This is a genomic window from Neochlamydia sp. AcF95 (assembly GCF_018342455.1).
Classification (GTDB): Bacteria; Chlamydiota; Chlamydiia; order Chlamydiales; family Parachlamydiaceae; genus Neochlamydia.
The window spans coordinates 54,912-69,879 of the sequence record NZ_JAEMUC010000046.1; the positions used below are offsets into that span (position 1 = coordinate 54,912).

14 protein-coding genes are annotated in these 14,968 nt (G+C 39.0%); 5 read left to right on the plus strand and 9 right to left on the minus strand.

The genetic code is table 11. The features are described from left to right. Positions 1-99: 99 nt before the first annotated feature. Positions 100-1,122, minus strand: a complete 1,023-nt coding sequence (locus NEOC95_RS05420; RefSeq protein ID WP_249270181.1) for a 1-acyl-sn-glycerol-3-phosphate acyltransferase — start codon at positions 1,120-1,122, stop codon at positions 100-102. 17 nt (positions 1,123-1,139) lie between these two features. After that, positions 1,140-2,678: an Rne/Rng family ribonuclease gene (locus tag NEOC95_RS05425; protein WP_213152070.1), complete on the minus strand. Its 1,539-nt coding sequence runs from the start codon at positions 2,676-2,678 to the stop codon at positions 1,140-1,142. A 531-nt stretch (positions 2,679-3,209) separates the two neighbouring features. On the opposite strand from NEOC95_RS05425, the gene NEOC95_RS05430 reads away from it, so the two are divergent. The 3 genes from NEOC95_RS05430 to plsX are packed head-to-tail and all read left to right on the plus strand — an operon-like array spanning position 3,210 to position 4,925. After that, positions 3,210-3,677, plus strand: coding sequence for a YceD family protein (locus NEOC95_RS05430; protein ID WP_166156864.1), 468 nt, complete (start codon positions 3,210-3,212; stop codon positions 3,675-3,677). A gap of 31 nt (positions 3,678-3,708) precedes the next feature. After that, complete coding sequence (gene rpmF, locus NEOC95_RS05435; RefSeq protein WP_039386081.1) at positions 3,709-3,888, plus strand: 50S ribosomal protein L32; 180 nt, start codon at positions 3,709-3,711, stop codon at positions 3,886-3,888. A 20-nt stretch (positions 3,889-3,908) separates the two neighbouring features. Further along, entirely contained in the window at positions 3,909-4,925 is a 1,017-nt protein-coding gene (gene plsX / locus NEOC95_RS05440) for a phosphate acyltransferase PlsX (protein WP_213152071.1), read from the plus strand. 143 nt (positions 4,926-5,068) lie between these two features. Here the strand turns inward: plsX and NEOC95_RS05445 are convergent, their stop codons facing one another. From NEOC95_RS05445 to pcnB, 7 genes are all read right to left on the minus strand, one after another. Beyond that, on the minus strand, positions 5,069-5,527 hold the full coding sequence (locus NEOC95_RS05445) for a LexA family protein (protein ID WP_213152072.1): 459 nt from the start codon (positions 5,525-5,527) through the stop codon (positions 5,069-5,071). A gap of 118 nt (positions 5,528-5,645) precedes the next feature. After that, positions 5,646-6,329 carry a lysophospholipid acyltransferase family protein gene (locus tag NEOC95_RS05450; RefSeq protein ID WP_213152073.1) on the minus strand — a complete coding sequence of 228 codons (684 nt, stop codon included), beginning with the start codon at positions 6,327-6,329 and terminating at the stop codon, positions 5,646-5,648. Next, positions 6,326-7,489: a lipid-A-disaccharide synthase gene (gene lpxB / locus NEOC95_RS05455; protein WP_213152074.1), complete on the minus strand. Its 1,164-nt coding sequence runs from the start codon at positions 7,487-7,489 to the stop codon at positions 6,326-6,328. Before lpxB ends, NEOC95_RS05450 begins: the two co-directional genes overlap by 4 nt. Continuing rightward, on the minus strand, positions 7,489-8,184 hold the full coding sequence (locus tag NEOC95_RS05460; protein ID WP_213152075.1) for a lipid-A-disaccharide synthase N-terminal domain-containing protein: 696 nt from the start codon (positions 8,182-8,184) through the stop codon (positions 7,489-7,491). Before NEOC95_RS05460 ends, lpxB begins: the two co-directional genes overlap by 1 nt. Further along, positions 8,181-8,897: a glycosyltransferase gene (locus tag NEOC95_RS05465; protein WP_166156846.1), complete on the minus strand. Its 717-nt coding sequence runs from the start codon at positions 8,895-8,897 to the stop codon at positions 8,181-8,183. Before NEOC95_RS05465 ends, NEOC95_RS05460 begins: the two co-directional genes overlap by 4 nt. A 212-nt stretch (positions 8,898-9,109) precedes the next feature. After that, a complete protein-coding gene (locus tag NEOC95_RS05470; RefSeq protein WP_213152076.1) occupies positions 9,110-9,853 on the minus strand; it encodes a prolyl oligopeptidase family serine peptidase in 744 nt (247 codons plus the stop codon). 5 nt (positions 9,854-9,858) lie between these two features. After that, the gene (pcnB, locus tag NEOC95_RS05475; RefSeq protein WP_213152077.1) at positions 9,859-11,148 is read right to left on the minus strand and encodes a polynucleotide adenylyltransferase PcnB; all 1,290 of its coding nucleotides are present in this window, start codon (positions 11,146-11,148) and stop codon (positions 9,859-9,861) included. Positions 11,149-11,513: 365 nt separating this feature from the next. On the opposite strand from pcnB, the gene glmM reads away from it, so the two are divergent. Continuing rightward, a complete protein-coding gene (gene glmM / locus NEOC95_RS05480) occupies positions 11,514-12,881 on the plus strand; it encodes a phosphoglucosamine mutase (RefSeq protein WP_166156836.1) in 1,368 nt (455 codons plus the stop codon). Between the two features lie 21 nt (positions 12,882-12,902). Further along, positions 12,903-14,732 (plus strand): glutamine--fructose-6-phosphate transaminase (isomerizing), encoded by a 1,830-nt coding sequence (gene glmS, locus NEOC95_RS05485; RefSeq protein WP_213152078.1) that lies wholly within the window; start codon positions 12,903-12,905, stop codon positions 14,730-14,732. Positions 14,733-14,968: the final 236 nt, after the last annotated feature.

Genomic DNA, 14,968 nt, shown 5'->3' on the forward strand with positions numbered 1-14,968 from the left:
AGACGTAGTTTCTTTAAAAGGTATTAAAAGTGTTTTAAATCTTTAGAGATGATAGAAGGACACTGCTAGAGTTATAAAGGGAAATCAATCAGATTTTTGCTATGAGCTTGTTCGTGAAGGGTGGGGAGGGGCATAGCTTCTGGCAAGATAATACTGTTGCATAACAAGTTCCCAGATGTATTGAGCACGAGCTATACGCCTAGCTTTTTTATCTAAATGTTGACTCCCAGGAAAATTAATCATATCTATTTCCTGTCCAAAAGATAAGTGTACTGGAGCGCATTTTGCTTGGCGTCTTTCTCCTAGTTCTTTTTCGACACTCTGAGGAGGAGGTAATAAATCGTATGTGGACAAGCTTAAAGGATAAAAATGGGTTTTTTTTCCCGAATGCTGAGCCATTAGCCAAAACATCTCAATACTAGGGGCATCAAAAGGAGCTATTTCTACTTGACCGGTATTTATATTGGCACGGTCCCTGCCACCACTGGGGGCAACATAAATACATTTGCCTCCTTCAGCAAGCAGTTGGCTCATTTGATGCATGACACGCTGATTATAAAGAAGCTTTGCTTGTTTCTTTTCAGGAGGATTCTCAATATGCTTTTTAGAGAAAATACATAATAAGTTACATCCTTTACTAAGAGGAATGGCTAAGGGATCTGTAATGACTCGATGTCCCGCTACAAAAATCATTTCCTCTGCCAAACGAGTATGGTCTTTTTCTAACATTAGGCAAATAACTTGAGGATCAGGTTCAATTTGGTGATTAGCTAATAATATAACATTTTCTTGATTAGCTAGATGCGTTTCAATTTCTTCAATATGTTGAGCGTGGTGAATTTTAGAATGAGCAAACACAATAAGAGGGCGCATCATTTCTAATCCCAGACGATAGTAGTCATAGGGAGCGCGAATAGCACGATGATAAGGCTCAAATGAATAGGGTTGTTGGTTTTCTTGAATGACAAATTGTAGATATTGAGTGATAATGGGTTCATAAGCTGACATAGGCTTATTATTTTCAGTGACAGCTTGGGCAAAACTTAGATAAAAGCCTTCAAGAATTTCATATTGCTTGGAATCAAGGGCTTCCTCGCTTTTTAGGCTTTTCAACAGTTTCATGTAGCCCATACCAAACCTCAGACATCTATTTTTTTATTATTGATCGTGGATAGGAAATGATAATCGTTAATGTGCATATTGTCATCAGTAGCAATTTGAAGGTGGGCGTTTAATTCTTCGGCCAGCTTAAATAAATACTGTTGGTCAATAACTTTTAGATATTTCTCTAGTTCAGGATGAATGATAAGTTTTAAAGCAAACTGCTGGTGGCATCCAATTACTTTCTTAAGGGCTCTCTCAATCTCGATAGAGATGCTTTCGTGCGTTTTAACAAGGCCACTGCCTCCGCAATAAGGACAGCTGCAGAAAATAGTCTGGTGTAAAGAACCTCGATTACGTTGGCGTGTCATCTCAACTAAACCAAATTCGCTCATTCCCAAAATTGTGCATTTTGCCGAATCCTCTTTCATAAATTCTTTGAGACGTTCTAAAACTCGGCGTTGATTTTTACGTAAACGCATATCGATAAAATCGCAAATGACTAATCCTCCCACGTTACGCAAGCGTAATTGACGCGCAATTTCTTCCGTAGCTTCTAAGTTGATCCTTACTAATGATTCTTCTACGTCTGTCTTGTTACTAGAGCTTCTGCCGGAATTGACATCGATCGTATGCATGGCCTCGGTACGATCGAAATAGAGATAACCTCCGCTAGGTAACCAAATTTTACGGCGTAAAGTCTTCTCTATTTCTCTCTCTACATTAAAGCGTTCAAACATCGGAATTTTATCCCGATAATATTCGATGCATAAGGCATGTTCATTGGCGTAGCGGCTATATAAGCGCTTGCATGTTTGATAAACGTTATAATCATCTATCAATATTCTTTCATACCGTTTATCGACCGCATGGATCACTGCACGCTTGATAATATCGGATTCAGCAAATAAAAGCGTGGGCTCATTGGATTTTTTAAAGTTCTCCATGATACTATTCCAGGTGTTGAGTAAATCATTAGCTTCTTCAATCAACATCTCAGGAGTGGCAATCGCACTAGCCGTGCGACAAATTAAACCCATATCTTTGGGCATTTCAAAAGCACGAATTAACTTTTTTAATCTTTCACGTACATTGCGATCTTCAATTTTACGAGAAACACCCCGGTGAATAGAGTTGGGAAGCAGGACTAGATAGCGCCCCGCGATGGAAATGTTAGAGGTTAAACGGGCACCTTTTGAGCCAATAGGCTCTTTGACCACTTGCACTAAAACATTCTGGTCAATTTTCATGACCTGTTCAATATCTAAATTTTGCTGCTGCTTATCATCTAGGGTTTTGATGTCATAATCTAAATCAAAATCCATCTCATAAACTTGCTCGAATTTTTTAGTGTTTTCAAGGATGTCAGAGATATGAATAAAACCGTTTTCCCCTTCATTAATATCAATAAAAGCAGATTGAATGTTATGAAGAATATTAGTAACTTGGCCCCGGTAGATGTTGCCTGTTAACTGTCTTTCTTTTTTTCTTTCTACGATCAAGTCATGTAGCTGGCCGTGGCGCAGATGAGCATAGCGGATTTCTTTTGATTCAATATTTAAAAGGATTTCGTCCATTGTAATTACCTATTTTGGACGAAAAGTGTTTGAGCTAAGACGTGGAATGTCTAGAGATCAATAGGCTAAGATCATTTTCTTAAGCGTCTTTCATGATTATAGATGAAAAACATGCTAGCTTTGCAAAACTGTAGGGGCATCCTTGTCTGGCCATAAGCTTACCAAAGTGATCTACCAAAGACATTAAATGCCTGGATATGTGTTGAACTTTTATGGTATTAACATCCTAGCATTTAGGCTATTGAAAAAGCCCTTACACTTTTCGTAATTTAAAGGGCTATCATAGCCGATAAAGCTGTTATTAGCTAGAAAAAAGAGCGAGATAGATCATTCTAACAAGCTTCTTTGGGAAATGGATAATAAGAAATTAATTCTGCAGCTTTTTAAAAAAATAATTAATTCAATCTTAAGAGTAATTTTTAGGCTAATATAAACAGAAGCGGGTGGAATTGACAGGCTTTAGCGAGTCTAGGGGAGCTGGGCTTGCTTTTTTACTGGATAAAAATCAACTCTTTGAGTAGAATTTTAAGAATGAACGAAGCATTTAAAATATATATTGAACAACTTAGAGATGGTCATGCAGAAGCTATTGTTGAAAAGCTTAGTCCTGAGTTTTTAGATATTCATGAAAAAGAGTTAAGCTTTGTTGACCCAGTGATCGTAGAAGGGGAAGCCTATTTAGCAGAAAACGATTTGGTCTTGCACTTTGACATTCAAACGTTTGCTACTCTCCCGTGTGTAATCTGCAATGAAGCGGTAAAAACACCGATAAGATTAGAAAATTTTTATCATACCGTGCCGGCAGAAGAAATAAAATCGGGAATTTACAACTTTCAGGAGATGCTAAGAGAAAATATTTTGTTGACCGCTCCTTTTTTTGCAGAATGCAATAACGGCCAATGTCCTCAGAGGGGCGAGCTTAATAAATTTTTTCGAGGTAGCGATTCTTCCGACGGTAATTCAGAGGATGAAGGGTACCATCCCTTTGCCCACTTATAAACTTTATAATTTGATGAGGAGTTAACACCCCATGGCAGTACCACGTAACCGTCATTCTAATGCCCGCAAAAATTCTAAGCGCGCGCACCATGCAAAAAAGCCTAAACAATTAGCTAATTGTTCTAACTGCCAGTCTCCTAAGCTGCCGCATGTAGTTTGTCCATCTTGTGGACAATATAATGGGCGTGTTGTTATGGCTCGAAAAGCTTAGTTTAAAGGAGAACTTGAATATTGCGCATCGGGATTGACTTAATGGGGAGCGATAGCTCGCCAACGATAATTTTTGATGCTCTTATTCAAGCGCTTAATCAATTAACTCCCTCTCTTAGGCTTATAGCTTTAGCTACTCAATCCGTTATCGACGAACATATGGCTAAAGCAAAAGCAAGTCTGCCTGCAGAAAAGTTTAATCGCTTAACTTTTTTACCTGTGGCCAATTTTGTAGAAATGGGGGAAGATCCTCTGGTTGCTCTACGCCAGAAAAAAAGATCATCGACTGCTGTAGGAATCAAGCTTCTTAAAAAAAAACAGATAGATGCCCTAGTTTCTGCCGGTAATACAGGCGCTTTAGTTGCTAGTGCTACTCTTTCTTTGCCCAAATTGCCTGGTATCACACGACCTGCCTTATTAGCAGTTTTGCCGACAAAAAATGGCTCTTTAGCTATTGTGGATGTAGGAGGCAATGTCTCTTGTAAAGCAGAGCATTTGGTAAAATATGCTTACATGGGGGCTGCCTATCAAAAATGCACGAGCGGTATAAAAACACCTAAAGTTGGGCTGCTGAATATTGGATCTGAATCTAAAAAAGGCACTTCTGTTGTTCGTAGAGCCTATCAGCTTTTAAAAGATGTTTGCCAGCGCTCTAGTGAGGGTGTTCCTTACATGGAGTTTCATGGCAATATAGAAGGGCGAGAAGTTTTCTATGGAAAGGTAGATGTATTAGTGACGGATGGATTTACAGGTAATATTCTTGTTAAAACCAGCGAAGGGCTAGCGGATTTTATTTTTGAATATTTAAGGGAAACTCAACATGGTTATCCTCTAAGCTCTTTACATGAGCCTTTAGAGTATTTACAAGCTCTTTTTTACTATGCCGAATACCAAGGAGCTCTTTTATGTGGTGTAGAAGGCCTCGTCATTAAATGTCATGGACATTCTAATACTAAAGCTTTTTTTAATAGCATTAGAGGTGTAAGTTATATGATCGAAAATAATCTTTTAATGCAAATTAGGGATGCTTTAAATTAAGCATTTGCCTGACCCGTTTAAAATAAGGCAACGCTCTCTTTTGATAAAGCTCTTAGCAGCCATGAAATAAAGAGCTTAAGAAAAGCTTGAAAACCTTACCGACTTATATCTTTAGTTAAGCTTTGTTCTTTTTAACGTAGCCACTAAAGAGCATGAATCACGCTTATTGCCACTCCCCAAATGCGTAATTCCGTATCCTCAGTGATTTCAATAGGGGCATAAGCTTTGTTTTCAGCCACTAGCATGAGCCTATTCGCTACTCGACGTAGGCGCTTGACAGTTAACTCACCATTTAAAGAAGCGATAACAATTTTTCCTTCCGAGGGTTCTATGCTTCGATCAACGACTATAATATCATTATGATGAATCCCTGCATTGACCATCGAGTCTCCACACACCTTTAAAAGGAAAGTGACATCCGGCTCTTTAATCAAAAGTTCATTTAAATCAATCCTTTTTTCGATATCTCCTTCACCTAAGGAAGGAAATCCGGCGTTAATGCGAAACTGGTAAAAAGGTATACGATAAAATTTATTTTGTATAAATTTTAAAATATTTTGAATCTCACTTGCTGGCACTTGAATAGCTTTAGTCTCTTCCATAAATTTTCTACTCTAAAAAAAATAACTATTTTAATGAATGGTTATGAATCATCCTTACCTTGTTGTCAATAGATTTTAGTTGCCTGGCACCCTAAGAATCAAAATGTTTCATCATCATTTATAGAGGCCTATTGCTAAACTGTAGATAAGCTGATTGATCGGTGTTTATAAGAGCATTTTCGAGCATATGAGAATAATGGTCTAGATTAATGTGAGCAGGATAGGAGATAGGGGAGCCAATCGTCATATAAATCTTGGAAAAAGGTTGAGGAAGCATCATTTTATCCCAACTTTTTAATTGCCATAAGCGGTTAGCTGACCAGCTGAAAGGAAATACGGTAGCAGCTGTCTGTTTAGCTGCTAAAGCAAGACCGGGCTTGACTTGATAACGTGGCCCGCGAGGGCCATCCGGAGTAATTAAAACTATATCTGAACTATTTTTTAATCTGTTGATCATTTCCTTCAAAGCTGCATGCTTGGCATTGTGCTTAACACGGATAGTACGTCCATTTTTAAAACTATTCGCGAATAATGCTAAGGGTTCTCCGTCACGACTTTGGCTAATGAAGGCCGTATAATTAAATTGTGGAGTATAGGTTTGGAAAATAGTCGCTACCAACATCAAGCGATTATGCCAAAGCATAAGAATACAATTTCCCTGCTTAGCTTGTTTACAAAATTCTTCCAGTCCTTCCAATTGAATGCGACAAGTCATCAGCAAGAGTTTTAAAAAAGTTTTGCCAGCATAAGCAAGTACACGAGGGACTAAATAATGAGAAAAATAACGTTTAATAGCTTTCATGATAATAAAGAATGGATGGCATGCGCGGCATTCTGGCTGGCAGGGGCTCCTTGAAAAAGCTCAATAATTTGCTGGCATCCTTCTAGGCAACGCGCTCTTAAAGGGCCTGCATGAATGTTTCCTAGCTCTTTTGCGACCTTCTTAGGGGTAAAGCCTTCTGCTATAAGCTCGGGAAATAGACGTTGACCACTGAGTATATTAACAATGCAGTAGTAAGGTAAATTCAATTTAATTATAAATTTAGCAATTAGCCAATTAAGATTAGAAAGCTGATAAACAACCACTGTAGGACAGCAATGCAGTGCTAATTCAAGGGTAACTGTCCCAGATTTGGCTATGGCACTATGACTATTATGCATCAAATCGTAGGTGTGGGCTTTATCCACAATAAAGGTATGAAGCAAGCGATGCTTCTTGAGGATTTTTTCAATAAGCGGCTTAAGGGATGCGTTAGAACAAGAGATGCCAAAAGTTGTGGAAGGATTTTCTTGTTGAAAAAGGAGAGCCGCATCTAATTGTTTGGAAAGATTACTTTTGATTTCAGCTTCCCGGCTGCCGGGAAAGATGGAAATCAACAAATGCTCGGGTGAACAAAATTGACTTTTCCAAGAAGGGGCGTAAAGGTATTGGGAAATATACTCTTGGAGGGGATTGCCCACATACTGGACTTTAAGAGAGGTAGGCTTAAAGCTTATGTTTTCAAAAGGATAAATGGTTAATAGCATATCTAATGTCTTAGCCATATGTTGGATACGCTTTTTGCCCCAAGCCCATACAGAAGGGCAGATGTAATGGACGAGCTTACCTTTATATCCTGCTTTGCGCAGAGCCTTAGCCATACGTAAATTAAAGCCTGGATAATCGATGAAAATTACTAATTCAGGATGAGTGTTTAACACATAGTCGCGTATATAATAAAATTGTTTATAAAGGCTAGGCAAAGCTTTAATGACATCCGAGAAACCCATGACAGCAAATTTTTCCATAGGCATAATGTTGACAATCCCTTCTTCTCGCAAAGCAGGGCCAGCCACTCCACTGAACCAACAGCTAGGGTATAGCTCCTTAAAAACTTTCACTAAGTGAGCACCATGCAAATCTCCACTAGGCTCTCCCGCAAAAATAAAGAGATGTGGCTTGAGATTGTCGTTACTTTTCATTAAGCCCCCACACGTTTTTCGTTCCTAGGATTCTTAGAGAGAAGCATGAGATTGCGAATATAAGGGACAATGCCTAGTGTAGGGCCTATCATATTAACCGGGTCATAGATCCGAATAAAATAAACGATTGAAAAAAAAGCTCCTAAGAGGCTAATCCACCAAAATGGAGCGCTGAGTTGACTTGTATGAGTCTTTTCAAGTTGCCACCATTGTATCCAAAAACGACAATTGAATAGAAGGAGGCCTATAAAACCAACAATATGCCAAGAAGGATGGATGAGCAAGCTATTAGAACTCCATGCATGACTAGGTAAACGTAACCAGGCCGAATTATTCTCGGCTAAGTAAAGTTGTTGAAAATAAAAAGTTAGCGTCGTTAGCACTAGAAGGCTTAGCATGATTTCTATAACCTTTGCTAGGGGTGGACGCTGAGAACTTTCTTTCATAAGATTAAGATTACGCCAGGAAATAACAGCATTTATGACTTGAACAATGCCGACATGAAATTGCATCTGGATAAAGGAATGAACAAGTAAAAGAAGGTTTCCCATTAGAGATAGCTTCCAAAAAAGAGGTGTAACTACACTTTTTCTGCAAATTTCGCTTCTAAGCCATTGAATGATAAAGCGTGCCCCAAAAGCTAAGGAGGCTATAAATCCTAGGGGATAAAAGATTTCACGCCACTGCTCGCTCATGGTAATTCTTTATTAATCTGATATTTTAGCTGACGTTTTTTCATCCAGCGTACAGCCGCAAGATCTGCAATCGTATTAAAAGATCGATTAAAAAAATTATATTTGGTTTTGCCTTTTATACGCTCGCGATGGTTAACAGCAACTTCTTGTACTACCAATCCTTCAATTTTAAAAAGGGCGGGAAGAAAACGGTGCATGCCATTGTACATTTTGATTTTATGCAAAGCAGAGGTGCGATAGATCTTCAAAGAACAACCTGTATCGCTTATGCCATCCTCGCAAATTGAACGCCGAATCAAGTTAGCTACTAGGGAGATAAGCTTTTTTGATAAAGGATCTTTACGATTGATACGTACTCCACATACCAAGTCACAATTGTTGATCGCTTCTACCAGTTTAGGAATATCTGCAGGATCATTTTGCCGATCTCCATCTAAGGTGATTACAAATTCTCCTTTGGCAGCTTTAAAACCTGCAGCAAAGGCGCTAGATTGTCCATAGTTTTCCTTAAAAACTAGCACCTTTAGATAATTTTTTTTATGCAATAAGTGAGTTAAAAGAGCAAGTGTTTGATCTGTAGAGCCATCATCTACACAAATAAGCTCCCAAGGTTTTTCTAAATCGAGCATGATGGGCTCAAGCTCTTCAATGAGCTCAACAATATTGTCCTCCTCATTTTTAAGAGGGATAACGACTGAGTATTGAATGGTCATGGATAGCTTAGGCTTTAAATGAATAAGGATGTATCATATCATCTTAAGATTTACCTAGACAAGAGGTTTTTTAATAGGGATCTAAAGTTAGGCAAACCTTGCATGATTAAGCAAAAGAGGAATAGAAAATGCTGGCCTTAAATTTGCCTTTCTCTTCATGCTTGGCAGCCTGTAAAAGAGTTTAAAATGCAGTTATAAAGTTAAAACTTTTGCTAAATTAATTTGTTTTTAATCCACTCAGCTCCCTCTTTAAAGGTAGCAGGTAAGGTTCCGTGGCCTTTGTAACCTATAGAAGAGGAAATGATTAGTTCTATAGCAGGAGAGCGGTGTCCTTGCTGGTAAGCGGCCTCGGCCAGCTGGTGGATAAAATCAAAGCAGGCATAGGTGCCAACTCTGTTGTCGCGATTGCCAATATAAAAGCGAAATTGTTTATTGACTAGCTGATCGATAAGGCTATGTAAATCCCACCTTTTTTCTAGGCTGTTTATTTTTTCTAAAGATGAAATTTTAGTCATAGGAGCAAAACCTAGGACATATTTGAGGCGCGGTTCCCGGGCAGCTAAATGGGTGGCTACAAACCCTCCACGCGAGAGCCCCCCTACAGCTATCTTCTCTTCATCTACAAAACCTTGTTGAATAAGATAATCTATATTTTTTATACAGCTTTGGAGGAAATGAGGAAAAGAATGCGAATGAGTGACCAATTGCTGTGTCCATAGGGCTAGCGCCTGATTAGGATCATATCCTTCCCCATGAAAAGGAAGCGTAAACGAATAACAGCGTATAGGAAATTTTTCTAGAAAAAGTACAGGCTGATTGTAAGGCTCTTGATAAAGACTCTCTTTCGCTGAAAGAGCAAAATAAAAGAAAGCGGGTAAAGGACCGGCAGCAAGAGGTTCTCCTTGCATATAAATGGGCAAACTCGTAGGAGAAGCTATAACCTCTTGGCGCTTCATGCCTTCTATTCCTCATTTTCCCAAGCTTTGATATCTTTTTTTTGCGTTCGAGGAGGGCGCTCGTATCGCCTCTTTTTTGGGGGATGTGAATAACGATTAACCTGCGGAGGGCGGCTTGCATTTTTGTATTGGTCTCGCCAGTATATATACGCCTCTTGTAGGTGGGGTTGTATGCTAGCACGAATTTTTAGAAAAATAAGTGAAGCTTCAAATTCTTTATTGTGAACTAGTTTTGTGCGTAAATGTCGCTTGCCAGAAAAAGGTGTGAGACGGTATTGCGTGGATAGGATAAAATTCATTACGGCGCTATGACGGCGAGGAAAATGAGAAAACGAGGAAGTAACAAATCCCTTAATGAGAGAGGATGTAAGCATCATGATCTCGCCCATATGAGGGTGACGCCCTTTGTCAAGATAGTGGGTTTTAATTTCTTGTTCTAAGATGGGGAAAAGTATATTGCTGGTTAAAAGAGAGCGATCTAGAGTCTTTTTGCTGTAAAGATTGATTTGGTCAGCAGTTGTCAAATAGCGGTAAATCTCGTTTTCTTGATGACTTTGAATAAAATGAGCTAGGCAGGGAAAAATAAGTTCTAATAGGCCAGCTTGGGTCATCAGGTGAAAAAAGGGCGAGGAGTAACCTGATTCTAGCATGCGAAAGATCTCTTCCAAAATCCTGGCAGGTGAGCTTTTAATTAACTCCTTTTTGCATGCAAGTAGAGCAGTTTGTACTTCGGGAACGACGGTAAAGTTGTAGCGAGCTTGAAATTTCAATAAGCGGATCATGCGCACAGGGTCCTGCTTGAAACGGGTAGAAGGCTCTCCAATCGTCCTTAAAACTCTTTTATGAATATCTTCCCATCCACCCACATAATCAATCACGCTATGATTACTAGGATCATAAAACAAGCCGTTAATAGTAAAATCGCGGCGTAAGACATCTTCTTCGGGGGTGCCCCATACGTTATCTTGAATGATTAGATCACTATCATTTTCTCCTGAACGAAAAGTGGCTACCTCTAAGATTTTAGGTCCAAACCGTACATGCGCCAATCGAAAACGGCGGCCAATCAAAAGGCAGCTTCTGCCGAAAAGCTGTTTAATTTGCTCGGGCTTGGCCGAGGTAGAGATATCGAAATCTTTAGGGGTTTTCTTGATAAGAAGGTCACGGACACCCCCACCTACTAAATAAGCTTTAAAGCCAGCTTCTTTCAATCGGTTGATTACATAAAGGGCATCTTTATCAATCAAGTGATGCTCGATCTCATGATCTGTCGCATGAAAAATTTTAGCTTGCAAAGGCTTTAGCTCTCCTTAATCAGCTGTTTGTAGATAATAGATTGTCGATTTTGTTTCATTTGTCAAGCCCTTTTATGCAAGATCTTAAGGTGATAAAAAGCTTTTGCAAAGAAAATCATCCCCTCAATGATATGATATTTTAAGCCAGACCTCAGCAAAAGTCAACTTCAAACCTTATAGTTTAATAAAACTCTAAAATGAATTGAAACCCTTTACTGCTCATTTTCAAAATCAGTTTTTCTCTCTACCATGCTTTTTATTACAAAGAAAGTGTAGGATAAATGGAAAAATGTATATACTCACCTATCATTTTTCTTGATTGCCGTCTAGATTTTTGATTAATTTATAGTTTTAGGGAGAGGTTGATGACAAAGAAAAGGACGAAAGTCTTTGGAACAGACGGGGTGCGGGGACGTGCAAATTATACTCCTATGACAGTAGAGATTGCCTTAGCTTTGGGCCGAGCAGCAGGCAAGATTTTTCGACGTCACAATGGTAAACATAGGGTAGTTATTGGCAAAGATACGCGTCTATCTTGCTACATGTTTGAAAATGCTTTAATAGCTGGTTTGTGCTCCATGGGAGTAGATACATTGATGGTAGGGCCTCTCCCTACTCCAGGGGTAGCTTTTATTACAAGAGCTTACCGTGCAGATGCTGGCATTGTTATTTCAGCTTCTCATAATTCTTATTATGACAATGGAATTAAGTTTTTCTCTTCCGAAGGCTTTAAATTACCTGATGCTTGGGAAGCTGAAATGGAAGAATTGATTACTACGAATAGTTTTGAAGATAGCCTCCCTCTTGAGTTTGATATAGGAAAAAATAGCAAAATTAACGATGCAGATGGACGGTATATAGAATTTGTAAAAGCCACCTTTCCTCGTCGCTCATCTCTTAAAAATTTAAAAATTGCTTTAGATTGTGCGAATGGTGCAGGTTATAAAGTGGCACCTTTAGTATTTAGAGAGCTTGATGCCCAGGTATTTGTGTATGGTAATAGCCCGAATGGTCTAAATATTAATGATGGTTGTGGCTCTTTACATCCTGAAACTGTGCAAAAAGCTGTGATCGATCATCGGGCAGATGTAGGCATAGCCTTAGACGGGGATGCAGATCGCGTGATTATGGTGGATGAGAATGCGCAGATTGTAGATGGAGATACTATATTAGCAATTTGTGCACGGGACTTAAAAAAACAAGGGCTTCTCAAGAATAACAAAGTGATAGCAACTGTGATGTCAAATTTTGGCTTTATTAAGGCTATGAAAGCTGAACAAATAGAAGTGGTTTGCTCGCAGGTAGGAGATCGTTATGTCCTTCAAGATATGCTGAAGCATGAGGCTAATCTAGGTGGGGAGCAAAGTGGGCATATGATCTTCTTAGACCATAATACGACTGGTGATGGGCTAGTTTGTGCCCTACAAGTTTTGCGTATCATGATAGAGACCGATTCTAAGCTGTCGGATTTAGCTTTAATTGTGCAACGTTATCCTCAATCTTGCATTAATGTAAGTATTCAATCTAAACCTCCTTTAAATGATCTTAAAAATGTGCAAGAAACTATTGCTAATGTGGAAAAAATGCTGGGTGATGCAGGTCGCGTATTAGTACGCTATTCAGGCACAGAAAATATTTGCCGAGTAATGGTAGAGGGTCCTAAGTTAAAACAAGTGCAGCAAATGGCGCTTACGATTAGCAACAGCATTAAAGATGAAATAGGATTTTCTTAGCCGACTTCAAAGGAATGATTTATGTGCGGAATATTTGCTTATATAGGTTTTAGAAACTCGCTTGAGATAGCTTTAGAGGGACTAAAGAAAATTGAATACCGTGGCTATGACTCCGCGGGCGTTGCGGGTATCAAAGAAGGACAGATTGCCTACTGCAAAGAACTAGGCAAAATATCGGCTCTGGAGAAAGAGCTGCAAGCTTGTAATTTTTGCTTAGCAGACGCTGCCATTGCGCAAACACGCTGGGCTACCCATGGAGTGCCTAGCAAGATTAATGCTCATCCCCATTTTGATACGCCCCATTCCTTGGCTGTTGTGCATAATGGAATTATTGAAAATCATGAGAGCTTAAAGCAAGATTTGATTAAAAAAGGGGCTCGTTTTGTTTCTGAGACAGATACCGAAGTCGTGGCTCATCTAATTGGTAGCTTTTATCAAGGGAATTTTCTACAAGCTGTCCAACAAGCCTCGCATTTGCTAAAAGGAGCTTTTGCTCTTGCAGTTATTCATAAAGATCATCCCGATCAAATCATTGCTATCGCTCAAGAATGCCCTTTAGTGATGGGTGTCGGCAACAATGAAGTTTTTATTTCTTCAGACTCGAATGCTTTTTTAAATTTTACTCAGGATGTGATTTATCTAACTAACTCTGAAATCGCTGTGGTTAGCCATAAAGAGGTAAGGATATACAATTCTGCAGGGGATGAGATTGAAAAAAAGATTGAACGTCTACCTGTAACGGCTAGTGATGCTCATAAAGGCCATTTTGAACATTATACTCTTAAGGAAATTAACGAGCAGCCTCAGGCTATCTTCAACGCCTTAGAAGGGCGCTTTTCCGAGGAATATGGCACAGCAGTTTTTGAGGAGTTAGAGCTGGATCTGACAGAACTTTTAGCTGCCCAGCGCATTTTAATTTTAGGCTGTGGAACCTCCTGGAATGCCGGCTACGTGGCTTCTTACATGATCGAAGAAAAAGCACGTATACCTGTCGAAGTGGAAATTTCGTCTGAATTTCGTTATAAGAATCCTATTATTCTTCCGCATACTTTAGTAATTGCCATCAGCCAATCTGGAGAAACAGCAGATACTATAGCAGCCGTCAGAGAAATTAAAGCTAAAGGTGGAAAAGTAATTGCACTCTGCAATGTCGCAGGTTCCACATTGGCAAGAGAGGCAGATGCAACTCTTTTTTTAAAGTGCGGTCCTGAAATTGGTGTGTGTTCCACTAAAGCCTTCACAAGTCAATTAGTTGTGCTTGCTTTATTGACCTTAAGGATGGCTAGGATGCGGCATCTAGGAAAAAATGAGGGACAAGAATTTTTAAAAGCTTTACGGGTTTTACCCGAGCAAATTCAGTTAGTATTGGATAATGCTTATTATATAGAAAACGTCGCTAAAAAATATGCCCAGTATGAAAATTTTTTCTTTCTAGGGCGGCGCTATATGTATCCTACAGCTTTAGAAGGAGCTCTTAAGCTGAAAGAAATTTCCTACATTAATGCCAATGGTTATCCAGCAGGAGAAATAAAGCATGGACCTATTGCTTTAATTAATGGCCATTGTCCTACCGTAGCTCTTTGTCCTAATAAAACTACCTACGGTAAGCTATTGAGCAATTTGATGGAAGTGAAGGCGCGTAAAGGCCCTATCATAGCTATTGCTGAAGAAGGGGAAGATAGCTTGAAAGGAGTGGCTGATGATATTATACGCATACCTCCTACGTTGGATGAGCTAGCGAGCATTCCGGTTACTGTAGTTAATCAATTACTAGCTTATTATATTGCACGAGAAAGAGGGACAGATATTGATCAACCTCGTAATCTAGCTAAATCGGTTACTGTTGAATAATCGAAAGCCATTGTGGCTGCCTTTTTTTAAACCTATTCTAAACTAGCATTACACTATTTTAAATCTTATAGTTTAATTGTTTTTCCTCTTTTATTTTATTTTTTTCCGACCTTAATTTAAAAAACGTTAGACTATAATAGTTCAACATGATTTAAGGTGTTTTTGCCCTGAGATAATATTTTAGGAGAGTTTTTTATCAAAAAATGCTATATTTTCTTTACAAGTAAATCATTACA

Coding starts and splice junctions, on each gene's coding strand:
- NEOC95_RS05420 (WP_249270181.1), bottom strand. CDS start 1,122: ATGAAACTGTTGAAAAGCCTAAAAAGCGAGGAAGCCCTTGATTCCAAG.
- NEOC95_RS05425 (WP_213152070.1), bottom strand. CDS start 2,678: ATGGACGAAATCCTTTTAAATATTGAATCAAAAGAAATCCGCTATGCT.
- NEOC95_RS05430 (WP_166156864.1), top strand. CDS start 3,210: ATGAACGAAGCATTTAAAATATATATTGAACAACTTAGAGATGGTCAT.
- rpmF (WP_039386081.1), top strand. CDS start 3,709: ATGGCAGTACCACGTAACCGTCATTCTAATGCCCGCAAAAATTCTAAG.
- NEOC95_RS05445 (WP_213152072.1), bottom strand. CDS start 5,527: ATGGAAGAGACTAAAGCTATTCAAGTGCCAGCAAGTGAGATTCAAAAT.
- NEOC95_RS05450 (WP_213152073.1), bottom strand. CDS start 6,329: ATGAAAGCTATTAAACGTTATTTTTCTCATTATTTAGTCCCTCGTGTA.
- lpxB (WP_213152074.1), bottom strand. CDS start 7,489: ATGAAAAGTAACGACAATCTCAAGCCACATCTCTTTATTTTTGCGGGA.
- NEOC95_RS05460 (WP_213152075.1), bottom strand. CDS start 8,184: ATGAGCGAGCAGTGGCGTGAAATCTTTTATCCCCTAGGATTTATAGCC.
- NEOC95_RS05465 (WP_166156846.1), bottom strand. CDS start 8,897: ATGACCATTCAATACTCAGTCGTTATCCCTCTTAAAAATGAGGAGGAC.
- NEOC95_RS05470 (WP_213152076.1), bottom strand. CDS start 9,853: ATGAAGCGCCAAGAGGTTATAGCTTCTCCTACGAGTTTGCCCATTTAT.
- glmM (WP_166156836.1), top strand. CDS start 11,514: ATGACAAAGAAAAGGACGAAAGTCTTTGGAACAGACGGGGTGCGGGGA.
- glmS (WP_213152078.1), top strand. CDS start 12,903: ATGTGCGGAATATTTGCTTATATAGGTTTTAGAAACTCGCTTGAGATA.